This is a genomic window from Alicyclobacillus pomorum DSM 14955 (assembly GCF_000472905.1).
In the GTDB taxonomy this organism is placed as follows: Bacteria; Bacillota; Bacilli; order Alicyclobacillales; family Alicyclobacillaceae; genus Alicyclobacillus_A; species Alicyclobacillus_A pomorum.
This window is the reverse complement of sequence record NZ_AXAR01000007.1, coordinates 52,873-76,103: the sequence shown is the minus strand read 5'-3', so window position 1 is coordinate 76,103 and position 23,231 is coordinate 52,873. Positions and strand designations below refer to the sequence as shown.

Sequence of the window (23,231 nt, the reverse complement as noted above, 5' to 3'; positions counted from 1 at the left end):
TCGTGTTATTTTCACCGCCTCTCAGTATACCCTGCCGCTTGGTGAAAGCAAATGGGCACAGTCATCGGCTGTGCCCACCGTTCGGCGTCCGTTCCTCTGTCAGCACCAATCTCCGCATCCGCTCCAACGTCAACGCTTCCTCCAGCCTCTGGTCTCCATCGGCATGCCCTTCGCGCATCCACTCCAAGACTGCTCGATACAGCAATTCAGGAAAGCCGAACATCGCCCACAGCGCCTGCTCGCGCTCTCCATCCATCGGGCAATTCCGCCGGTACGCTTCGAGGATGTCGCAAAAGTAACCTGCACCGAGACCGCCGAAGTGAATCCCATGATTTGTACACTGCAAAATATCGACGAGCGGATCGTCAAAACCTGCCTCATCGAAGTCAATCAGTGCCACGTTGCCGTCCGCTTGCAACAGTAGGTTGTGTGGTGCCATGTCGCGATGTGCGTAACGAAGGATATGCACGCGCCTGGCGGCATGCACTGCAAGGTCCGCTGCACTGAAGAGCGCCTCTGCCTGACTCTTCGCCTCCGGACAACAAACTGTGACCTGGTCCCATTTGGCGTAGAGAAAATCTCGCTTCATCGCGAGTTTCGCGCACAGTGGTGGACGCATCAACTCAGGGCGCGGATGGAGCAGGAGACGGCCTGCGACACTGTGGAACGCTGCTAACGTCGCTACGGCTCTGAGCCGCTCCGACGGGTCTCCTAAATTCACGTGCCTGCCGGATACCCACGGCTGCAGGTAGCCAAGGTCAGTCCCGATTTGTGTAACCCATTCGCCGTAACGGTTTCGCGTGGGCATCGGCGCCACAATGCCGTGTTCCTGCAACGCCGCAGAGACGGAGGTCTGAACCTGTAGGCGCAGCGGAATGACGGACTGTCGGCGAACACATTTCCAGATCCACCGCTCGCCCGTTGTCGTGAAGACGCCGCAGACCGTGCGCATTTGGACTACACGGACGACGGAAAGACCGTAAAAGCGTTCCAGTGCCGCGGCCAGTTTCCGCTTGTCAATCCGAGTCGCGTTGGGTCTCTCGGGATTCATCATGCGCTTTCTCGACATGAGAGCGGGAAGCTCGATTTTCCTGCGATGCAACAGATTCTTCCCACTCCATGACAGTCCAGTCGGAGTCTTCACCACCACGCCAACTCGAGCTACTGTCATTCCCGTCGCTGTACCAAGCCGCTGGCAAGTGCATCGGTGGACTGGGTGCCATGGGCACTGGGGGCATTCCGTACAGATGCGGTTGGTATGGAATGAATGCCCAGTAGCCGGAGTACGCGGGCCTCACCATGTTCGCACCTGGAATGAGCTTCGGCGCCTTACGGGTGCGGTACGGATAATGTGTATGCGGGCCGTACGGCTCGAAACCCGGTTGCGGAACAGTACCCTGTTGCGGCATGACACCCGGTCCTGGGTACATTCCGCCAGGCGGATACGGCATAGCATTCGGGGGGTAACCCGTCGGCGGGTGATACGGTTGGGCTCCCGAGCCAAATGTCTCCGGTGGCCACGGTTGCATGTCCTCAGGTGGATACTGGTCGGGTGCCCCATACGGCTGACCCGTAGGCGAAGGCATGGCTTGTGTCTCGGAGCCTGGAGTAGGCGTCCCCTGTGATGTGACACCGGGAACGTAAATGACTTGCCCCTCGCGCACCCGCCCCTCGGGTTGACTGGGATTGAGCTCCTTTAATTGTGCTACGGATGCGTTGTATCCGGCTGCGATGGATTCCCACGTCTCGCCCGCCTTGACCACATGAGGCCAGACGAATCCAAAGTATGGCGGCACTGCGCCTGCCGGCGCTGGTTGAGTCGGAGGTCTTGAAGGTTCCCCGGATGGCTTGGTCTCTGTCTTTTTGTACAGTTCCGGGATGACAATGACGTTCCCCGGCCTCAGGCGATTCGGGTCTGTGACCTGCGGATTGGCCGCCATCAACAGGTTTAAACGCACGCCTGTCTCTTTGCTGATGGTCCACATCGTATCGCCGTCGCGAACAATGTACTTCTTCATGCATCCTGCCTCCCTTGGCGCCCGCTGTGGCGCAACGTCCCTGCCAGTATATGCGGATGCCCAGAAAGTGCCCATTTGAAGCACAAAAATAGGCGTTTCAAGACCGTGTCAGCACGCATGAATACTAGTGACCGCCTTGCCCGGAAGACGTCGGTGGCAAAGTAGGACTTTGCGACCATCCACCGTAATACGTGTTCGGTACCTGCCCGTTGAACACCACGTAGGCCAGAGGCACCCGTGATTGTACGGATACGGGTTGCGCCACAAGGGGAGCCACAACCTGCACCTCGGCGTTCAATTGCAAGTAAAGGATATGCACCGTCTGATTGATACCCACGGACTTGGATTCCACGCTGACGGAGGAATGCGCGGAACCTACCAGATTCACTCGGACGGGAATGGCAGGCCCCAGGGTGGAAAACACGGCGCCACCAAACGTTTGCGCAATCGGGAGTCTCAGTGTTTCGTCTGATAAATCCGCCAAGTAATTTTCTGCCAATTGAGTTGCGGCAGACTGAACTTTCGTCACGTAGGCGAAATCAAAATCAGCCACTTTCAAATCGCCAGTGCGGTTCATGTTGTAGTGGACGATGTTCTCGGCCGCGGCGCTTCGCGCCAGTTCCTCGGTTACTGCCTTGTTCAAGGCGGCATTCGCGGCACGTGTGGCCACCGCCTTGGCACCGGCGGCGATGGCTGGACGAATCTTGACATTGAGGGCGTACAGCATCAGCAAAGCGCACGCCAGGATGGACAGGAGAATCGCGTAGGACCAGTGTGGGCGACGCGGACTTCGCCGTCCTTGCGTAGGAGAAGACCTCACCGATTGAAATCCCTTGGCGGACATAAACATCCCCTCCTCTGTCATGTATACGCAGAGGAGGGGACAATCTGGACAAGAGATGAGTGTACGCTTGGAAGGCTCTAGGAAGCGCGGTCACTCGAACTTGGCGAGGAAGTACTTTTTCTTGCCGCGCCGCAGCACGACGTATTCTCCCTCGATTCTGTCCTCCACGCCCACGACTTTTTCGACATCAGTACAGCGCACTCCGTTCAGCGACACGGCGCCATTGCCAATGTCTTCACGAGCCTGCCGTTTGGACGAGCACGCGCCAACTTGAATCAGGAGATCTACCAACAGCGGTTCAGCGGACTTCGCCAGGACGGTCGAGGGAACGTCCCGAAAGACCATGGCAATTTCGTCCTTCGACAGTTCGCGGATGTCGCCGCTGAACAACGCCTTCGAAATCTGCTCCGCCCTGTCTGTATCTGCTTTCCCGTGCACCAGTGTAGTGACTTCACGAGCCAGCGTGCGCTGCGCCTCGCGGGCTCCTGGATTGGTCTCGACCTTGTGCGCGAGATCGGCGATGTCGTCCTGAGACAAAAAGGTGAAGTACTTCAGGTACTGAACGACGTCGCGGTCGTCCACGTTCAACCAGAATTGGTAAAACTGATACGGCGTGGTCTTGTTCCTGTCCAACCAAATCGCGCCGCCTTCCGTCTTGCCGAACTTCGTTCCATCGGCTTTCGTCACGAGAGGTATCGTTAGGCCGTACACTTCTTCGCCGGACAACTTGCGGACGAGTTCAAGACCTGCCGTGATGTTGCCCCACTGGTCACTGCCGCCAATTTCTAGGCGACACCCCCTGGTCTTGAACAAATTCCAGAAGTCGTTCGCTTGCAGAATCATGTAGCTGAATTCTGTAAACGAAATCCCGCGTTCTAGGCGCGTTTCCACAGATTCCTTCGCCAGCATGTAGTTCAATGAAAAGTTTTTCCCGATGTCCCGCAAAAAGGAAATGACGTCAAGACTGTGTGTCCAGTCGTAGTTGTTCACGATGACTGCGGGATTTGGCACGTTTTCGAAGTCGAGAAAGCGCTCGAGTTGCTCGCGAATTCGCTGGCTCCACTGTTCCACCGTTTCCCGGTCGTTTAACGTCCGTTCGCTCGCCTTTCCACTCGGGTCCCCAATCAACCCTGTCGCACCGCCCACCAGCGCGATGGGATGGTGTCCTGCCAGTTGGAACCGACGCAGCGTCAGGATGGGCAGCAAACTTCCGATGTGCAAGCTATCTGCGGTCGGGTCGAATCCAACGTACAACGTGGTCGGATTAGCCAACTGTTTCTCCAGACCTTCCATGTCTGTCACTTGATGAACAAGCCCACGCCATGTCAGTTCTTGTAAAATTTCCACGTCACATCTCCTCCTGTTCTTGTGTCGTCAAAGTGCAAATAAAAAAGCCACATCCCATGCGGGACGAGGCTTGCCTCGCGGTACCACCCTGCTTGTTGCCGAGCAGCGTCGACAACCACTTTCACGGCGATAACGGGGCCTCCGGTGCCGACTCTCGCCGACACACCTCCAAAGGCGTAACTTCCGCGGACGCGCGGTCGGTTCACACCCACCACCGACTCTCTGAATGCGCGCACCGTCCGCGTACTTACCTTTTTCTTCGGTCAGTATGAATTTGTGCCAGTATAACAAACGCTACGGTTGACCGTCAAACGACGACCAGGTTGCCGCAAAGTGACAAGCAGTTGGTCATCGTACCTTATGATATAATTTTTCCTCGAGAGGAGTGAACCGAATGGGGAACCACACACAACCGCCGTCTCGCAGCGGTGAGCAAGCGGATGCACGCCGTGCCAAAGACGCAAAACGCGAGCGCCGCCATCCTGTATGGCGCTGGATTGGATACACCTCCCTGGGTGTAGGAGCGTGCGTTACGGTTGTCGCTGGCGCAGCGGTCGGTTATGTGACCTCAATGTTGAAAGGCCTGCCTTCGGTCTCGGCCAAAACGTTTGCAAATATGAGTGAACCATCGGTCGTATACGATAGGAACGGAAAGGTCATCGGGCGGTTTTCCACAAACGGTGACCGACAGCCGATTGAGTCCGTAAAGCAGGTCTCTCCGTTCCTTGTCAACGCGTTCATTGCGGCGGAGGACAAGACATTTTACAGCAACATCGGTGTCAACCCGCTGGCCATGGGACGCGCCGTGATTCAAGATCTGCTCGGCCACCGCATTCTCAGCGGCGCCAGTACCATCACGCAGCAAACCGTCAAACTCGCAATGTTCCCGGAACAAGAGCGGACGGCCAAGCGCAAAATCCAGGAAATTGCCTTGGCACTAGAAGTCAACCACATGCTGACCAAGGACGAAATCATGACCGATTACATGAATTGGGTCTACATGGGTCGCATGGGTAACAACAACGTGTATGGTGTCAAAGTAGCGTCTGACATTATGTTCCATAAGGATGTCAAGTATCTTACCCTGCCGGAAGCTGCGTTTCTTGCTGCTATCCCAAACAACGCGTCCTTGTTTTCACCGTACTTAAATCCAAAAAATACAGTCCAGCGCGAACATTACATCTTGGATCAGATGTTGCAAGATAAAATGATCACCAAAGCGCAGTACGATGCCGCTATGAAAGTGGACGTAGTCAAGGAGCTGAAGGAACCCCCTCCTGAATCCACTCCATATCCGTACGTGATGCGGGACAACGTGGAACCATTGGTGGCACAGGCTCTGGTGCAGAGCGGTAAGTACGCCACTGTAGACGACGCCGAGAAAGCGCTGCCGACGGCGGGATTCAAAATCTACACCACCATCGACTTGTCAGCGCAGGATGCCATCGACAAGGTGTTGAAGAACAACGCCCTGTTTCAAGGCAGTACGGTCGGCGCCGTTGGGGCAAACGGACAACCGATTCGAGGAAAGAACGGCAAGCAGCTTCAGGACTTGTACGAAGCTGGCGCCACGTTGATAGATAATCAATCAGGCGGCATTCTGGCCATCGGCGGCGGCCGCGACTTCAACAACGGAGCGTACGTGGACCATTCGGATATTCCGCGTAAACCTGGGTCAGCGATTAAGCCGTTGCTCGACTACGGCCCGGCGTTGGACATGGGTGATATCACTGCTGCAAGTCCGCTGTTTGACGCCCCCCACACGTGGATTGGAGCAGGCGGTGCTTGGTCGCCGAGAGACGCCGAACCCGACTGGGAAGGCATCATGACAGCACGGCGGGCTCTCGTGCAGTCGCGCAACTTGCCGGCGGTTCGTCTGCTACAGCAAATTACGCCCAAAGCAGCCTGGCCCTACATGGCCAGAATGGGCATTACGCCACAATCGAAGACACTGCGCGGGCAGACGACGCTGACGCCAGATGACGAATCGCATTTGTCGGCTGCCATCGGCGGTATGACGTACGGCTTGACAGTGCAGCAGATGACGAGCGCCTACACGGTGTTCGCAAACCAAGGCGTGTGGCGTCCGGCGTACATGATTCAGAAGGTTACAGACAGGGATGGCACGATTCTATACCAACACAAGGCGGTTACGCCGCAAAAGGTGTTTTCGCCGCAGACGGCATACATCATGACAGATATCCTACACGGGGTGCTGTACGATAGAGACGGCACCGCTACCGCTGTCGGGAGTCACTTCCCGGGGTATTACATCTCCGGAAAAACCGGTACCACAGACGACCACAGGGACGGATGGTTCATCGGGTACACGCAGAAGTACACGATGGGACTGTGGATGGGGTACGACTACAATGAAGTCATCCCCAATGGATCCAACGGCGGCCCGGACTGGTACGACCTCAAGTTCAAAGTCTGGAACATGATGATGGATCCAATACTCAAGAAAGATCCACCGACGACGCCTTGGCAAAGGCCACCTGGTATCACGACCATGCCAGTGTGCAGCAAATCCGGGGAGCTGCCCACGAGTCTCTGCAAGTCGGATAACGACGTGTACTCTGAGTTGTTTATTCAGGGCACGGAGCCAACCAGTCCCTGTAAAACGCACGTCAACGCATTGTATACGGTCGTCAACGGCAGGAAGTACCTAGCGACAACCAACACGCCGCCGGGAGAAATTCGGCAAGGGGTGTTCCTGGTCCCTCCAGAACCGCTGCCTCCTGGCGTTGTCACGGCGGACAGCGCAGAATATCTCCCGTCACAGCCAGACCCACGTGGTGGCACCATTTTGCGGGCCTCGACGAAGACTCAGTTACAGTCGTTGCCAGCTCCGGCTCATATTCAGGCCATGGCGGATCCATCCGGCAAGGTGCATCTGTCTTGGGATGCCGTGAAAGGAGCTACACGATATTCGGTGTGGCGCGCCACCTCGCCAGACGGCCCATTCTCGAATATCGCGGGCCCGATGGCGAAGACGGATTTTACAGACTCCAAGTTGCCGACAGGAGCAAGCACGTTGTACTACGAAGTGTACGCCACATCGAACTCGGGATTCTCCCCGCCTTCTCAGCCCGTCGCGGTCACCGTGTTCGGTGTGCCAGGAGTACCGGGCCAGCCGGGGAATCCAGGTGGTACGAATAACAGCACCGGAAACACGCCCGGTACGGGAACGGCAAACGGTAACGGTCTCCCGGAGATGCTGTGGCCGAGTGAAGAACAGTCGCGGGCTCGAGGATAACTCCCGTATGATGTGAATGAATCCACACAAAAAGGGCTGCCGCGCCGTGCGGCAGCCCTTTTTGTGTGCTACTTTAACTCGACGACTGTGGCCCCGTCTCCGCCTTCACCAGGCCCTCCCGGCGACCACGACTTCACGTGTGGATGGCGAGCGAGGTATCGGCGAATACCGTCTCTCAGAGCACCCGTACCCTTTCCGTGAATCACCGTGACTCGAGCCAATCCATGTACCACTGCGTCGTCGAGAAACTTGTCAACGGTCGGGATGGATTCTTCCACCGTCGCCCCCCGGATGTCCAACTGAAGCGGCATAGATTTCGGCATGCCGCGCCGGAACGACTGCGTCGCTGGTTTCGCCTTCGGCTGGCCAATCAGTTGCAGGTCGGACCGCGCCACCTTCATTCGCAACAACCCAAGCTGAACCGTGTACTCGGTGCCGTCGTCACTCTTCTCCAGGACTTCTCCCTTTTGCCCGAGGGACAGCACGCGCACCTCGGCCCCCACCTGGATGTCTTCCTTGGACGAGCTCTTACGCCGTGGCTTCGGCGCATCGTCCGGCAGCGCCTCGTGAAGTGCTTTGCGCAATTCGACGAGCTGGTGGTCTTTCACATTTGCAGTATCGCGCAACCGACGAAGCTCCTGAATGACCTGTTCCGCCTCGCGCTCCGCTTTGCGTACAATGTCGCGCGCGTCTTGCACAGCCCGTTCCCGCAATTTCTCGGATTCCCGCGTCAATTCCTCCCACTCCGCCTCCACCTTGGCGCGGAGTTGTTCTGCGCGCTGTTGATCTTCCAGCGCTTGCTGCCGGAGTTCCTCTGCTTCCCTCCGGGCCTGTTCCATCTTGGCAATCAGGTCCTCTACCCGTAAGTCCTCCGAGGTCAGCAACGCTTTGGCGCGTTGGACAATCCGCTCAGACAGCCCAAGTCGCGTAGCAATCGCGAGCGCATTCGAGCGACCCGGGATGCCAACCATCAAGCGGTAGGTCGGCCGCAACGTCTGAACGTCAAATTCCATACTCGCATTCATCGCTTGCGGTTCTTTAAACGCGTACGCCTTTAACTCGGCGTAGTGCGTTGTGGCCACCACTTTGGCGCCCCAACCTTTTAAGTGATCCAGAATTGCCATGGACAACGCTGCGCCTTCCGCAGGATCCGTGCCCGCCCCCAATTCGTCCAGTAGGACGAGACTGTCACCCGTCACCTGTTCCATCATTTCAACGATATTGCGCATATGGGATGAAAAGGTGGACAGGCTCTGTTCGATGCTCTGCTCATCACCGATGTCGGCAAAAATGTTGTCGCACCAGCCGATGTCACTCGGCCGACCAGTCGGAATGAAGCACCCCGCCATGGCCAGCAACGTGAGAAGTCCGACCGTTTTTAAGGTCACCGTTTTGCCGCCCGTGTTCGGGCCGGTAATGATCAACATTCGAAAGTCTTTGCCGAGCGTCAAGTCCACAGGTACCGCCACGTCTCGGGAAATGAGTGGATGCCTCGCTTGCCGCAGACACCAGACTCCATCGGCGCGAAGCGTTGGGCGTTCACAACGCTCGTTCTTGGCATACGCGGCTTTCGCAAACCAAAGATCCAGGTGGCTCACCAGGGTCACATTGTGCGACAGTTCCTCGGCAACCCCTGCAACCAGACCGGACAACCGCTGCAAAATGCGCTCTATCTCCCGCTCTTCTTCCACGCGTAAGGCACGCGCCTTGGCGCTACTGTCCACAACCACCTGTGGTTCGATAAAGACGGTCGCACCAGACGCAGAATAATCGTGAATGATACCGGGAATCTGGTTCTTAAACTCGACTTTCACCGGCAAGCACAGGCTGTTGCCACGCACGGCAATAATCGGGTCCTGCAAGTATCGTTGGTGGCTTCGCAACATCTGTTCCAACTGTTGCCGCATCTGGCTTTCCAATTGGCGCAGCGACGTGCGAATTCGCCGCAACTCCGGGCTTGCGTGGTCATGAATCGTGGAATCTTCAGAGACAGCCTGACGTATTTCGATTTCCACCTGTCGAGCGTCGAAGATGGCCTGCACGTGTTCCGTGAGCCGAGGGTACTCGCCTTCTTCAGAAACGCTTTCCAGTGCCATGCGCGCTCTGCGCGCCCCTGCAATAAAGTTGACGATGTCGTTCAATTCCTCAGCTCCGAGGACTCCGCCTATGGAAGCCTTGTGGAGCGCGTTGCGAATGTCCGTGATCCCGCCGAATGGCAACCCGCCAAATCGATGAAGGTACCGAAGTGCCTCATCCACCATTTCAAGTTCCCGTTCGGCATCTTCCATGTTAGAATATGGCGCTAATTGACTGATTTGTTCGCGACCCAATGAACAAGCCGCGTATCTCTCCAGTTGTTTCTGCACCTTGTCAAATTCAAGCACGTCCAATACGCGCGCGTTCATGCACCTCATCTACCCTTTTCCTGTGCTCCTACGTGCAAATCCCATACATTGTACCACATGATCCATTGCGGCTTCGGTAACGCTACAATCAGCACTCAGAAAGGAGGAGCAGAATGAACATTTTGGGAACCATCGTTCGCTTCGTGGTGTCTGCTTTGGTTCTGATGTTTGTCGGTTTCCTCGTCCCCGGCTTCGGCGTATCAGGATTCTGGACAGCGCTGTTCGCAGCGGTCGTAATTGCCCTCTTGGGATGGGCAATTGAAGCGCTGTTTGGACCTCGGATTTCTCCCTACGGTCGCGGAATCGTGGGATTCCTTTCCGGGGCCGTGGTATTGTACGTTGCTGGGTTGTTTGTACCAGGCATGCGCGTGACAGTGCTCGGCGCATTACTGGCTTCACTAATTATTGGGATTATCGACCTGTTTGTACCCACCGAAATACGGGGGAGACAGAGGTAAACAGAGTAAAACACCGACGATCCGCCTTTAACGGCGGATTGTCGGTGTTTTTACTTGGATAGTCCGCCCCACTGAGACCATTGCTGTACAGACAGCCAATGGACGAAGGACGAGTGATGTAGTTGAGTCTGCAACCAGTCGTTGTTTACGTACCCTGCCACAAGCGTGGCGACGAACACGAACACGATGGCGAGAATCAAGCCAACAACCAATCCTGCCAAACGGTTCACGGTCGACAAAATCGGCAATTGAAACAGTGCGTCCACCAATCCAATGGCGTACCGAAGCAGGAGAAATGTCACAACGAACACAAGCCCGAAGGCGATAGCGCCCGACAAATCCCCCAAAAACAGCCCCAACACACCTGGCGTATGGACAGCCGTTTGGTGACGTTGCAGAAGCGTCGCCACGGCCGGCGCAACGTACGGCTTCAGCCAGAGTGACAGGAAGTACGCAATCACTGCGCCGAACAGCCGCATGATCTGTCGAATCAGTCCCGTACGGTACCCGTTCCAACCGCCCAGCACGATGATGCCCACAAAGATCAGATCCAGTAAATCCAACAGTCACACTCCCATGTGGAGCAAGCATTTTAGGACGACGTCTTGGTCTGCTCGTCCAGAAGCTCCATCAGCGCGTCGTACTGGTCGCGAAGTTTGAGTAATTCTTCCGCTAGGTTCAGAGCGGCCAGCACCGCAACCCGTTTCGTGTCCAGATTGGGGTTCGCCTGCACCACGGTTTGCATCGTGTCATTCACCATTTTGGCGATGTCGAACAGGCGCTGTTCTTTCTCTCGACCGCGCAGTGTGTATTCCGTGCCCGCAATGTTCACTCGAACACGGTGGATTTCATCCCTGCTCATGCCGCGAAGCCCCCTTTACCTCACAATGGGTTATTCTGCTTCGCCGCCAAAAATCCTGCCCTCACCGTCGTGGTTCGCAATCGGGACGCGTGCCTAGTTCGTCCTCAGCACCGCTCCGTACTTCTTCGTCCATGCGTCCAAAATGCGCTGTTCCACCCGCACGACCTCGTCGTCCGTCAGCGTCCTGTCGTCGGCGCGATAGCGGAACGCCACAGCGACACTCTTGTACCCGTCTGCAATGCCTTTCCCCGTGTAAATGTCAAATATCCGGCAATCCTCCAGGATGGATTCCTCATCACAGGCTGCGACTTCGCGCGCGGTGTCCAGTAACGCTTGGACCGGTACGTCCTTCGTGACCAACACGGCCAAATCCCTGCGCGAGGCGGGGAATTTTGGCATGCGATGGACCTTCCACGACGTCTGGAGGAATGAAACCAGCACGTCCAGGTCAAACTCTGCGTAAACGGCCCGATGGAGATCAAACGCCGCCCCGGTCTCAGGGTGCAGTTCACCGATGGAACCAATCCGCTGCCCGTTCAGCACCACTTCAGCACTGCGACCTGGATGGAGCCAGCTCAACTGCACCGGCGCAAAGCGAACTTCGTCCTGCCACCCTAAAGCCTGCAACCACGTTTCCACGACGCCCTTGGCATCGTAAAAGTCGTACGGCCTGGCTCGCTCGCCGATGCCGGGCTCTGTCTCGCCAAACCAAAGTCCTGCCCACTGCGTACGCTCGCAGGGCTGCTCCTCCAACGGCAACTTCGTCGGCCAGTAGACGCGTCCAATTTCAAAAATGGCTCCACCGTCTACCCCGTGGGCCATGTTGAAGGCTGCCACTTGCGCCAGGCTTGGGAGCAAATGGGTCCGCAGGGCCACACGCTCTTCCGACATGGGATGCAGGAGCGGTATCATTTGCCGATACGGTGAGTCTGGGGACACGCGCAACTTGTCGAGATCCGAAGGATGGGTGAGCGCATACGTGACCACTTCGCTCATGCCACAGCTCATCAACACGTCACGCGTGCGTTTCCGAAGCGTCTGCGACGCATTGCGTGCCCCCACAGTGACTGGCCCCACAGGCAGCGTCGTCGGAATACGGTCGTACCCCGCCAAACGTCCAACCTCCTCCACGAGGTCAGCCTCCAGTGAAATGTCCGGCCTGCGCGGCGGAACATGGACCCGCCAGACCTGCCCCTCTGTGGACTCGACGGTGAATCCGAGGCGACGAAACACGTCGCGCATCGTCTCTTCGCTGTGCTGTGTCCCCAGCAGTCGATTACACCGTTCCGGAGAAAACTCAACCACCGTGCCGGTAGGCTGCGCATAGGCATCGTGAAATGTAGCGCGGACCACGCCGCCCCACGCCTCTGCACCCGCCAGGTCCCGGAACAACTGCGTCGCGCGGACAATCGCCCCAGTTACCGCCTGCGGGTCAATGCCTTTTTCAAACCGCTGCTGCGCCTCGGATCTTAGCCCCAGCCGCTGCCCGGTTTTGCGGACCGAGATGGCGTCAAACGCTGCAGATTCCAGAACCACCGCCTTCGTCTGCGCCGTGATCTCTGAATTCTGTCCGCCCATGACACCGGCGATGCCAATAGCGCGGTCTGGGTCCGCAATCACAATCGTGTCCTCGGTCAACTCACGCGACTCTCCGTCTAGCGTCACCAAAGTTTCGTCCGAACGGCCTTGCCGTACAACGATGGTGTGTTCGTGGGCTTCGTCGAGGTCAAATGCATGCAGCGGCTGCCCCCATTCCAACATCACATAGTTCGTGATGTCGACAGGCAGGCTGATGGGACGTATGCCCATGGCCATCAGACGCATCTGCATCCATAAAGGTGAAGGCCCTGTTCTCACACCGGTGAAGGCCTGTGCCTCATACCGCTGGCACAGGGGCGTATCAATCCGAACCTGAACGGGCGACGCGCCGCTCGTTTCCGGGCTGACGTCTTCTGGAAACGTCGTGGGGCGGTCTAACAAGGCTGCAATTTCATAGGCAAAGCCGCGTATGGACAGGCAGTCGCTGCGGTTCGGCGTGAGACCAATTTCGAGCACCACATCGTCCAGGCCGAGGTACTCCACGATGTCAGCGCCAACGGGAGCGTCGGCGGGCAGGACGTACAACCCTTCCGTCTGCTCCTTGGGTAACAGCTTGGTCTCCAGACCGATTTCCTTCGCCGAACACAGCATGCCGTATGATTCAATGCCGCGCAGCTTCGCCACCCCAATGGATCCACCAGGCAGCTTTGCGCCTGGCAGCGCAGTCGGCACCTTCTGTCCGACTGCCACGTTCGGTGCACCACAGACGATGGTGCGCAGTGGTCCATCGCCGACATTGACCTGGCACACCCGCAGCCGATCCGCATTGGGGTGGGGTTCACAGGCCACCACTTCCCCCACAACAACGCCGCTGACCCCTTGGTTGCGCGGCGTTATCGCCTCCACTTCCAGACCGGCGCCCGTTAACTTGTCTGCGAGGGTTTCCGGAGTCAGGTCGTGGAGGTCCACATAATCGCTGATCCATTGAAAGGATAGTTTCATAAGATGTACCTCCTCACAGCACCCTGTTGAATTGTCTCAACAGCCGCAGGTCGTTCTGATACAACAGCCGGATGTCTTCAATCCCATATTTCAACATGGCAATGCGCTCCGGTCCCATTCCAAATGCGAAGCCACTGTATCGGCGACTATCGTACCCTGCACCGTCCAGCACCTTCGGGTGAACCATCCCACAGCCGAGAATCTCCAGCCAGCCAGTACCTTTGCACATCCTGCAGCCAGATCCTCCACAGTTGGTGCACCGGATGTCCAACTCCGCGCTCGGCTCCGTGAACGGAAAGAAGCTAGGGCGCAGCCGCACCGACTGATTGGCTCCAAAAATGGCGCGCGCAAAGTGTTCCAGCGTGCCCTTCAAGTCGCTCATGCGGACGCCTTCGTCCACAACAAGTCCTTCAATCTGGTGGAACATGTGCGAGTGAGTGGCATCGTCTTCGTCTCGTCGGTAGACTTTGCCGGGCACAATCACTTTGACTGGCACATGCGGCCGCATGCGTTCCATCGTGCGAACCTGCATGGGCGATGTCTGCGTGCGCAGCAACAGTGTTTCGGTTAAGTAGAAGGTGTCCTGCATGTCCCGTGCCGGATGGTGCTTCGGCAAGTTCAGCTTTTCAAAGTTGTACTCGTCCGTCTCGATTTCTGGACCCTCTACGACTTCGTAGCCCATGCCCAGAAAGACTTCCTCGATTTCCTGAATGATTTGCGTCAACGGATGCATGGAGCCACGCGCATGTCTGCGGCCTGGCACCGTCACGTCAATCGTTTCCTCTGCAAAGCGCCTGTTGAGCTCGCGCTGCGCTAGTTCTGCTTGCATCTCCTCATAGGCACGCTGCAAAGCGCCCCGCGCCTCATTGACCTTCTCGCCGACCACTGGACGTTCTTCGGGACTCAGAGCCCCCATTTGTCGCGAGATCTGAGTCAGTTCGCTTTTCTTCCCCAGATACTGCACTCGCCAGTCGTCAAGCGCCCGCACGTCCTGTAGGCTGCGCAGCTCTTCGAAGGCCTTGTGGCGAAGTGTTTGCAGCGTCGATTCAATGTCGACGACGTTCATTGCCCTACCTCCTGTTTCCATTCGCGTCCTGCGATAAAAACAAAAAAAGCCTTCGTCCAAGGGACGAATGGCTCGCGGTACCACCCTTATTGACAACGCGCAATAGCTAGGCGTTGTCCACTTTACGAGCGTAACGTGCTCCTCCGGCACACCCTACCTGGACCGTCCATCCATCTCAGGTGCGCGGCTCAGGGGTGAACTTCGCTCTGGCGCTCCTTGGTCGGCTCTCAGTCATTGGCCAGACCTCCCTGGTAAGCAGCGGGACAGGCTACTCTCCCCGTCATTGCGGATGTCAGTATTCCCAGTATGGACAGTATAGCGGATGCGGTCCGGGGAGTGCAAGCAAGGCGCTGTTCAACGCGCTGGCACCGCCCGGCTCCAGTGGCAAGTCAGTGTTGTCCTGCATATGTTAATCACAAAAACCATAATCATGCGTAAAGGAATTTCAGTGCACCGTGTCTAACTATCTGAATATTACAACCAAACAGGCAGGTGAACGCCGATGGTACTTGAACTGATTCGCTCTCTACTCATTGACTGGGCACTGGACACGCGCAACAAAGAGATGTTCCAACACCTGACGTCAGAAAACTGGGTGCACTACGTGATTTCAAAGGATGATGAGTGGGGCGAGAATCGTCTGCGCGGCCCTAGACATTTAGTGCTCCGGGATCGGCGCGGAAATCGCTTGGCCGTCTATCGCTTTCCGTCGGTCGCTGAAGATGTCGTGTTTGCGATTCCTGAAGGCGAATGGGATGACTGCGGGTGGCGCGATGCAAACGGTTTCACGTTTTACGACCGCCTGCGCAGCGCTGGATACCGGACACAGCCCATGTGGGTACACGTCGATGAACCGGAATACGAACAGATCCGTAACGCATACCGGGTCGTGCACCCGAGACAACTGACCATGTCTCACCCTGACCGGAAGTGTATCCTGACAAACCTCGACTCATCCGCCGACGGTCACCCGCAGGGCTGTTAAGACACCTCCGGCAGGCAGATTTCAACCGTCGTCCCTTGGTTGACTCGACTGTGAATCGTCATGTGTCCCTTGTGGGCCTGAATAATCCTGTAACTAATCATGAGTCCAAGTCCCGTCCCCGACTCCTTGGTCGTGTAGAATGGCTCCCCGATTCTGGAGAGATTTTCTTCGGGGATGCCAACACCTTGATCTCGAAAGCGCATCACAACGCCTTGTGACGCGTCTCGTTTGACCTCGATGGAAATCTGACCGCCCGATGGCATTGCCTCGATGGCATTCTTGAGGATGTTAATGAACACCTGTTTTAATTGGTTTTCTTCGCACAGAATGTCTGGGATGTCCGTATCCACAGTTGTGACAATCTGGACGTTATTCAGGATGGCCTGCGTGTCCAAGAGTGCAATCACACTTTGCAACAATACCTGTGGGTTCCTGCGCTGAAACTGCACAACGTGCGGTTTCGCCAAGATCAGGAACTCCCCGATGATGAGCTCAATGCGGTTCAGCTCGCTGCGCATGATGTCTATGTATTGAGATCCGGACTCCGCCTTTTGCTCAAGCAACTGCAAAAATCCCTTCAGGGCAGTTAATGGATTGCGCAACTCGTGGGCCACGCCGGCCGCTAACTGCCCAACGACGGCCAGTTTGTCCGACTTGCGCAACAGTTCTTCCGTCTCGGCACGTTCAGTGATGTCGCGGACCACCATAACCACCCGGTTGAGCTGACCCGCCTCCTTCACAACCGGTGAGCCCGTGCCTTCCACCAAAACCCAGTCCTTATCCCGATGCTTGTATTGAAACTGCACCTGGAACGGCGTCATCTCCTTGCGCATCGCCTCGAAGTGCTGCTCCAACATTTCCCTATCCGCTTCGTGTACGGAATCCACAAGGAATGATCCCAGGTACTCTTCACCGCCCCATCCAAACACGGACACATGAGAAGGAGACGCATAAATGACGCGTCCTTTATCGTCAAGCACCACAATGACGTCCAGCGTATTTTCCGCAATGAGACGATACTTCTCTTCACTCTCCTTGTACTTGTTTGCCATCTTTCGATACTGGACAGAAAATATGTAGATGACGGCAAGAAAGAATAAGCTAAACGTGGCTTCAATCCACAAATGGCTACCGCTAACACTAAGGAATCTCGCCAGAATGACAGCAAATATGAGATCCGGTAAATACTGTGTCCTTGCCAAATCACGTACTTTTCCCCATGCGTCATCTTTAACCGATTTTAAAATCCCGTACAGCATCACGAGGTTTGTGATTTCAAAACTCAGTAAAGCCAGCAAGGATCTGAGAATCGTCGGGGCACTCGTCGTGTACTGTGATACGAAGAAACTCACAGCGAGGCAAAGATTAAACATGCCCAAGGTCGACATCAATCGATACCAGTTCAGTCGGGCGAGCTGCCACCGATTGTGTTTTATAAATGAAGCCAGTGTACTGACAATCAATCCGAGTTCGGATGCTGAAAAACCATACTGCAAGAGCAAATACATAAATCCTACAATGCCGCCACTGAACCCCACTCCATTCGGTAGCTCAATGGGAAAAAGGTCCAACACCACAATAATGACACACACGAGTCCAATCGCCGCCCAATTCTCGTGGTGTACGAAGAACCCGGCGCTCAAAATAGAAAGTACCCCTACGCAGAACAACGGCAGGGTGAAGGGATTCACGTCTTTCATGCGACATACCTCTTACACGAATTTCTGTGGATGAACATCACCATTCCAACGCCAGCCACAATATCACCTGGACTCAATACGTAACGAAACAGCGGGATCCAGTCTCCCAACCAATCCGTCCCACCATCAGATGCAATGACATGTCTCGAGTCCTGCAACTGTACAGTGGTGTGGCCAGACTCATGCCAAGCTGACAACGACACGGGCATGAATCCTCCGTGCGTCGCAACCGCGAGGAAATTCAAACAGGTCCCAATCAGGATGGTCCACATCCCCGGTATTCCACGATTTCTCCACAGTCCAACCAATACACCCATTAAGGTTACGTCGAATACCCATGTCGGCACAGGATTCCCGGAGACGGTCATTGTCCATAGGAGAACCTGTACGAGAAAACTGCCTATCAAGAGGAAAGGCCAATCAAAATGGACCTGCAACAACGTCCGAATGTCTTTTCCCCTGATGACAGCAAAACAGAGGCCCAAAGCAACAAAATATATCATTGCGGGTCACCACCCTATGTACATACCAGCGATTTACAAAACGCAAGCCACATGGAGTTGTACTAAATTGCTGTAGGGGCATTTTGCAAATCGCTCACATACAGAAAGAACTAGGGTATACAACCCTAGTTCTCCTATACAATTTTACCACCAAGGACATTGCACAACGGTAGCAAGGGCAATTGCGACCATCACCCCTGCCGTCATCAGCGCGTTCCTCTTCATACGACCACGGCCTCCTTTCGGTAGCTGGCTGGCATAGCAAGCTTCTACACTTACCTTAGCCCCTGTAGTTTTGCGCCCTCCAGTTTCCTGAAGTTTGCCTTTTCGCGTGAGCTTCCTATTCGACCTTCGTGCGGTCGAATATTGGTCTAGGTGGTGTATATGCATCTATTTTTGTAGAAATCATATCACGTGTTTCTCGCGATCTATGTCGAATTTTGTCGATCACGCAAAAAATTCTTGCTCTTATGTCAGAATCAGACTCCGGAAAGGCAAAACTACCAGTTGGTAAACAGACAAGGGCATCGCCCTTCAGGCAATGCCCTTGTGTTCTGATGACGGATTGATCAAATTGTCAATGCTTGACCATCGTGCGCTGCACAATCGCCCGCACCACCAGGTGAATGAAGAGAATGACCATCAGCAGGACAAACGCTGCACTATACGCCAAGGCGTGTGATTCTGTATACGGCATATCAATATAGCTCCAGACAATGTACGTGAGGTAACCAATCTGATGGTGTGTAAGCGCAAGAGACGGGTTATACGTCGACCATCCCGCCGTATATAACAGCGGAGCGGTCTCCCCGAGCCCAATGGCCACGGCAAGTAGGACACCCGTTGCAATTCCCCCCGCCGCGGGTCGCCAGATCACCTTGGTAACCGCCTGAAACCGCGTCATCCCTAATCCCCACGCTGCTTCACGTTGAGCCATCGGAACTTGCATCAGGCTGGATTCCGTGGTTCGAAGAATGTACGGCAGCATAATAATGGTCAGGGCGATGCCACCAGCCAGAGCAGAAAAGCCCCAGCCCCAGCGCAAAACCATGAACAAGTAGCCGAAGTATCCAATGACAATCGACGGTACACCGGACAGAACTTCCGTCAAAAAGCGAATGACGCCTGCAATGCGAGAAGAAGCAAATTCCGATACGTAAATACCGCCCAAAATGCCCAGCGGCGCAGCGATGATGATGGACAGCACAATCAGGTACAACGTACCGAGAATGGCGTTTTCAAGGCCGCCCGCGTTGCCAGATGTAATGGTGAACAACATAGAAATCCGAAACGATTTGATTCCGTTCCACAGAATGGTGTACACCATGTCAGCCAACGAGAAGAGCACCAGGGCAGCCGCCAACCAAGCGACCGTCCACCCTATACAACCGCCGACTTTACGCCGCTTTCGCCGTTGTTTCATCATGCGCGCACCCCCGACCGCACTCGCTGACCGCCACGATGCACCAGCCAACGAGCCAGAAAGTTGGTGATGAGCGTAAGCAGCATTAATACCAACGCTAACTCCGCGAGGGCGTGTACGGCCAAGTGCGTTGCGTCAGTGAGCGCACTGTCCAATTGGTCCGCAATGACAGCCGCCATCGTGGAAATCGGACTGAAGATGGAGTGCGGCAAGTAGTTGATGGCGCTGCCACTGACCATCAATACGGCCATCGTCTCACCCATGGCGCGCCCCCAACCAAGTGCGACCGCGCCAATCAGCCCGTCTTTGACGTAGGGAAGGCAGATTTTGCGAACGACTTCCCAGTTCGTCATCCCTAAACCGATGCCACCCTCACGATATAAGATGGGCACTTGTTCCAGCAAGTCCCTGGTCGTTGCTGTGATGATAGGCACAATCATCAAGGCCAGAATCAAACCACTCGACAACAACCCCATTCCAGTCCCCACAGGTCCGCGGAAGAATGGAATCACGACACCCAGATGGGTCAACAAAGGACCAAAGAACTGAGCCACCCACGGTGCGAGCACAATGACTCCCCACAAACCGAAGACCACACTGGGAATGCCGGCAAGCAGTTCCACGAGAATGGACAGCACCGTTTTTACCGGACCACGCACGCGATACGCGAGAATGATTGCAGTAAAAATGGCCACGGGCACTGCAATCAGAAGTGCAATCACAGACGAGGCGAGCGTGCCCACGATGTAAGGCAGGGCACCGTACGTTGCACCAGCAGGTGCAGATACGCCATTTTTTACTTCCAAATTGCCGTACATGTCACCCAAATTCCACTGGGTGCCCGTCAGAAAGTGCCAGCCCATAAACTTGATGCTCGGCACAGATTCGATGAATACAACAATGCCAATCGCCACCAAAAAGAGGACGGGGCTACTGGCACAAAGTCCAGTAGCCACCCGGAAGACCTTGTCCGCAGTTTTGGAGGCTGAACTCACCTTGCGCATGACATCAGCTCCCCATCACTCAGGCATTAGCCCCCGATTTTATTAATTTGAGCCTCGCTCTTCGGCTCTACGCTCGCCGGCAGAGGCAGGAAGTGCACAGGATCCATGTACTGAGCGCTGTTCCCACCTTTCGGGTCAATCGCCCACTTGAGGAACTTCTTCAACGCACTTGCCATGTCGCCGGATTGCTTGGAATTCACAATCGCGTACTCAAAGTTCACGATGGGATAGGAGTTGGCTCCCGGGGCGTCAATCAAGGAGATCCGTTCGTCGGAAGGCACCTTGTCTGCCTCAGCGTTCGCAGCCGCCTGGATGTTTTCCTTAGTCGGCAGGACAAACTTCCCGTCGTGGTTCTTCAAAGCCGCATAACCAAGACCTTTCGCCGTGGCTTTGTCCAACCAACTGATTCCAACATAACCGATGCTGTACTTGGTGTTTGCCAGTTCCGTGACCACGCCGGCGTTCCCGGTCGCACCAATCAGCGAATTACCAATGGCAGGCCAAGAAATCTGCGTACTGTACTTGTACTTGCTCTTCCATTCGCTGTTGCTGTCAGACAGGTACTGCGTGAACAGGAATGTATCGCCACTGGCGTCAGAGCGGCGGATTGCGGTGATGGGTTGGTTTGGCAACTGCACGCCCGGGTTCAACGCTGCAATTTTCGGGTCGTTCCACTTTTTGATTTCACCCATGTAGATTTGAGCCAGGACGTCGCCCGACAGGTTCAAGTGCTTGTCTGCACCCAATCCCGGAATGTTGTACATCACCTGCTGTGCCGAAACGGCCAGCGGAATGTTCAACATAGACGGATTGGCGCTCATCAGAGCATTTGACATGTACGCGTCGGACGCGCCAATTTGAACCGTGCCCGCAACTGCTTCAGAGATGCCTTTGCCACTGCCAGTCGATGCAGCATTGATGGTGACGTTCGGGTCCACGCTCTTGTATGCGCTGATCCATTGACTGTTGAACAGAGGGTAGAGCAGGGAGGAACCTGTTTCGTTCAGCGTCACCTGTGCGGACGAGGTGCCACCCCCAGCGGTGTTCGTCGCGTTATTCGCATTGGTCGCGTTGTTGCCAGCACCTGTGCCACATCCCACCACGGAGATGAGTGCTGCGGCAGAAGCTGTCACGCTTATCCATTTCACAACTTGATTCACAGTCGTGTGCCCCCTCGATATTGTCTACGTGGACTTCCTTCTCACAGGAGTAAGAGTATCAGCCGCTTATGAACTGCGTGTTGAGCATATGTAAAGGGTTTGTAAATTGACGTCCATCCATGTAACAATTTGTCGACAGTGATATGCATACCTCCACAAGGAGGATGCAATCGCGAAAGGTAACAACTGGAGGCAAACCGCACACGGTTTGCCCCCAGACCGCGAAGAAGGTTATTGGGGACTCAAGAACTTATACCCAATGCCTCGAACCGTTCGTATGTAGGTCGGTTTCTTGGAAGACGGTTCAATTTTGTCTCGCAGATGCGACACATGTACGTCCACAATGCGAGTATCCCGGACCGCGGAATAACCCCACACTTGATCCAACAGTTGATCTCGCGTCAGTACCCTATCTCTGTGCTCCATGAAGAATCGCAGCAAGTCAAACTCGGTAGGTGTTAACTCTACGACCTTGCCACGAACCTGCACTTCGTGCCGAACGAGGTTGAGTGTGATGTCCCCGACGCACAGCGGCTCTTCCGCGTCTTCCTCCCCACTGACACGTGCTTCACTCTGCGTGCTGAGGCGACGCATCACTGCCTTAACACGGGCGGCCAACTCACGCGGGCTAAAGGGTTTGGTCACGTAGTCGTCAGCGCCAATCTCTAGGCCGAGCACCCGGTCAATCTCCTCGTCCCGCGCTGTCAGCAATATAATTGGAAGCAAAAGGTTCATTTGCCGAAGGCGTCGGCAGATTTCAAAACCGTCCATCCCCGGTAACATCACGTCGAGAATGACGATGTCCAGTGAGCGCGGATCCGACGTAATACGCTCGAAAGCGGTGGCTCCGTCCGCCATCAATTCCGTCGCAAACCCGGACCGTTGCATGGCAAAGTCGACCAGTTTGCGAATTGATTCTTCGTCGTCCACAATCAGGACGGTGGGGGCGCCCGTAGACTGCGTGTTCAATTGAGATCAGAGCGCTCCCCGGAAACGATGTAGATGACACTTTCGCCAATGTTTGTCGCGTGATCTCCGATACGTTCCAGATAACGCCCCACGAACGCCAACGTCATCGCTTGCGATATCACGGTCGGTTTCTCGGATGTCAACGTAAACAGTTCCTCGACGATGCTCCGGTAGATATGGTCTACTGCGTCGTCTTCGGTTGCCAGCTTCTGCGCAAGTTCGACACTGTTATCCACGTACGCACGCAGCGCATTCGTGATCATGGTATCGATGAGGCCGGCCATCTTCGGAATGTCAATCAGTGGCTTGATGAGTGTTTCACCATTCATCCGTACGACCGACTTGGCAATGTCCACCGCATTATCTCCCATTCGCTCCAGGTCAGCAGCAATGCGCATGGCCGCGACGATTTTCCGCAAGTCCGTGGCCACAGGTTGCTGTGTGGCAATCAGGCGGATGCAGAGATCTTCAATTGCGTGTTCCTGACGGTTCACAGACTTGTCACCGTCAACTACTTTTTGAGCGCGGGTGGCATCCAGAACCTTCAACGCCTCCACGGCTTCGCGAAGGGCTTCCTGCACGTCAGCCCCCATCCGCAACAACTTCAATTGCAGGTCTTTGAGCGCAACGTCCAACGAATTCCTCTGTTGCATGACTTAACCTCCATTTTCCAGTATCAGGTGTGTT

General features: G+C 55.5%; 19 protein-coding genes, 1 riboswitch and 2 other annotated features. Of the genes, 3 read left to right on the top strand and 16 right to left on the bottom strand.

All coding sequences use genetic code 11. The annotated features are described in order from the left end of the window. Window positions 1–61: 61 nt before the first annotated feature. The 4 genes from YWK_RS0108935 to tyrS all read right to left on the bottom strand — a co-directional run bounded on the left by YWK_RS0108935 (window position 62) and on the right by tyrS (window position 4,209). A complete protein-coding gene (locus YWK_RS0108935; protein ID WP_169727161.1) occupies window positions 62–1,054 on the bottom strand; it encodes a phosphotransferase in 993 nt (330 codons plus the stop codon). Then, the gene (locus tag YWK_RS20965) at window positions 1,017–2,018 is read right to left on the bottom strand and encodes a LysM peptidoglycan-binding domain-containing protein (protein WP_051375403.1); all 1,002 of its coding nucleotides are present in this window, start codon (window positions 2,016–2,018) and stop codon (window positions 1,017–1,019) included. The genes YWK_RS0108935 and YWK_RS20965 overlap by 38 nt, the downstream gene beginning before the upstream one ends. 124 nt (window positions 2,019–2,142) lie before the next feature. Further along, window positions 2,143–2,862 carry a sporulation protein YunB gene (gene yunB, locus YWK_RS0108925; RefSeq protein ID WP_026964518.1) on the bottom strand — a complete coding sequence of 240 codons (720 nt, stop codon included), beginning with the start codon at window positions 2,860–2,862 and terminating at the stop codon, window positions 2,143–2,145. Window positions 2,863–2,952: 90 nt separating this feature from the next. After that, on the bottom strand, window positions 2,953–4,209 hold the full coding sequence (tyrS, locus tag YWK_RS0108920; RefSeq protein WP_026964517.1) for a tyrosine--tRNA ligase: 1,257 nt from the start codon (window positions 4,207–4,209) through the stop codon (window positions 2,953–2,955). Window positions 4,210–4,265: 56 nt separating this feature from the next. After that, window positions 4,266–4,478 (bottom strand) — a binding site (T-box leader). Window positions 4,479–4,603: 125 nt separating this feature from the next. On the opposite strand from tyrS, the gene YWK_RS19100 reads away from it, so the two are divergent. Continuing rightward, entirely contained in the window at window positions 4,604–7,468 is a 2,865-nt protein-coding gene (locus tag YWK_RS19100) for a transglycosylase domain-containing protein (protein ID WP_051375402.1), read from the top strand. Between the two features lie 68 nt (window positions 7,469–7,536). On the opposite strand, the gene YWK_RS0108905 is transcribed toward YWK_RS19100, so the two are convergent. Further along, window positions 7,537–9,873 carry an endonuclease MutS2 gene (locus YWK_RS0108905; protein ID WP_026964515.1) on the bottom strand — a complete coding sequence of 779 codons (2,337 nt, stop codon included), beginning with the start codon at window positions 9,871–9,873 and terminating at the stop codon, window positions 7,537–7,539. A gap of 113 nt (window positions 9,874–9,986) precedes the next feature. On the opposite strand from YWK_RS0108905, the gene YWK_RS0108900 reads away from it, so the two are divergent. Further along, window positions 9,987–10,331, top strand: a complete 345-nt coding sequence (locus tag YWK_RS0108900; RefSeq protein WP_026964514.1) for a phage holin family protein — start codon at window positions 9,987–9,989, stop codon at window positions 10,329–10,331. 50 nt (window positions 10,332–10,381) lie between these two features. Here the strand turns inward: YWK_RS0108900 and YWK_RS19095 are convergent, their stop codons facing one another. The 4 genes from YWK_RS19095 to pheS form a co-directional block, all read right to left on the bottom strand. Further along, on the bottom strand, window positions 10,382–10,894 hold the full coding sequence (locus YWK_RS19095; RefSeq protein WP_245578568.1) for a CvpA family protein: 513 nt from the start codon (window positions 10,892–10,894) through the stop codon (window positions 10,382–10,384). 29 nt (window positions 10,895–10,923) lie between these two features. After that, window positions 10,924–11,193 (bottom strand): cell division protein ZapA, encoded by a 270-nt coding sequence (locus YWK_RS0108890; RefSeq protein ID WP_026964513.1) that lies wholly within the window; start codon window positions 11,191–11,193, stop codon window positions 10,924–10,926. A 93-nt stretch (window positions 11,194–11,286) separates the two neighbouring features. Continuing rightward, window positions 11,287–13,734, bottom strand: a complete 2,448-nt coding sequence (pheT, locus tag YWK_RS0108885) for a phenylalanine--tRNA ligase subunit beta (protein WP_026964512.1) — start codon at window positions 13,732–13,734, stop codon at window positions 11,287–11,289. A gap of 13 nt (window positions 13,735–13,747) precedes the next feature. Then, window positions 13,748–14,785: a phenylalanine--tRNA ligase subunit alpha gene (gene pheS / locus YWK_RS0108880; RefSeq protein WP_026964511.1), complete on the bottom strand. Its 1,038-nt coding sequence runs from the start codon at window positions 14,783–14,785 to the stop codon at window positions 13,748–13,750. 71 nt (window positions 14,786–14,856) lie between these two features. Continuing rightward, window positions 14,857–15,093, bottom strand: a binding site (T-box leader). Between the two features lie 209 nt (window positions 15,094–15,302). Between pheS and YWK_RS0108875 the strand changes: the two genes are divergently transcribed. After that, entirely contained in the window at window positions 15,303–15,785 is a 483-nt protein-coding gene (locus tag YWK_RS0108875) for an IDEAL domain-containing protein (RefSeq protein WP_026964510.1), read from the top strand. Here YWK_RS0108875 and YWK_RS20960 read toward each other — a convergent pair. The 7 genes from YWK_RS20960 to phoU all read right to left on the bottom strand — a co-directional run bounded on the left by YWK_RS20960 (window position 15,782) and on the right by phoU (window position 23,197). After that, window positions 15,782–17,485 carry a PAS domain-containing sensor histidine kinase gene (locus YWK_RS20960; protein ID WP_051375400.1) on the bottom strand — a complete coding sequence of 568 codons (1,704 nt, stop codon included), beginning with the start codon at window positions 17,483–17,485 and terminating at the stop codon, window positions 15,782–15,784. The genes YWK_RS0108875 and YWK_RS20960 overlap by 4 nt on opposite strands. Beyond that, entirely contained in the window at window positions 17,482–17,988 is a 507-nt protein-coding gene (locus YWK_RS20955) for a DUF5317 domain-containing protein (protein ID WP_026964509.1), read from the bottom strand. Before YWK_RS20955 ends, YWK_RS20960 begins: the two co-directional genes overlap by 4 nt. 241 nt (window positions 17,989–18,229) lie before the next feature. Then, window positions 18,230–18,322: riboswitch (cyclic di-GMP riboswitch) on the bottom strand. A 243-nt stretch (window positions 18,323–18,565) separates the two neighbouring features. Continuing rightward, window positions 18,566–19,414, bottom strand: a complete 849-nt coding sequence (gene pstA, locus YWK_RS0108855) for a phosphate ABC transporter permease PstA (RefSeq protein WP_026964508.1) — start codon at window positions 19,412–19,414, stop codon at window positions 18,566–18,568. Then, window positions 19,411–20,415, bottom strand: a complete 1,005-nt coding sequence (pstC, locus tag YWK_RS19080; protein ID WP_035466548.1) for a phosphate ABC transporter permease subunit PstC — start codon at window positions 20,413–20,415, stop codon at window positions 19,411–19,413. Before pstC ends, pstA begins: the two co-directional genes overlap by 4 nt. 26 nt (window positions 20,416–20,441) lie before the next feature. Then, window positions 20,442–21,575, bottom strand: coding sequence for a phosphate ABC transporter substrate-binding protein PstS (pstS, locus tag YWK_RS0108845; protein ID WP_035466547.1), 1,134 nt, complete (start codon window positions 21,573–21,575; stop codon window positions 20,442–20,444). A gap of 231 nt (window positions 21,576–21,806) precedes the next feature. Next, a complete protein-coding gene (locus YWK_RS0108840) occupies window positions 21,807–22,544 on the bottom strand; it encodes a response regulator transcription factor (protein ID WP_026964506.1) in 738 nt (245 codons plus the stop codon). Next, entirely contained in the window at window positions 22,541–23,197 is a 657-nt protein-coding gene (gene phoU / locus YWK_RS0108835; protein ID WP_026964505.1) for a phosphate signaling complex protein PhoU, read from the bottom strand. Before phoU ends, YWK_RS0108840 begins: the two co-directional genes overlap by 4 nt. Between the last annotated feature and the right edge of the window lie 34 nt (window positions 23,198–23,231).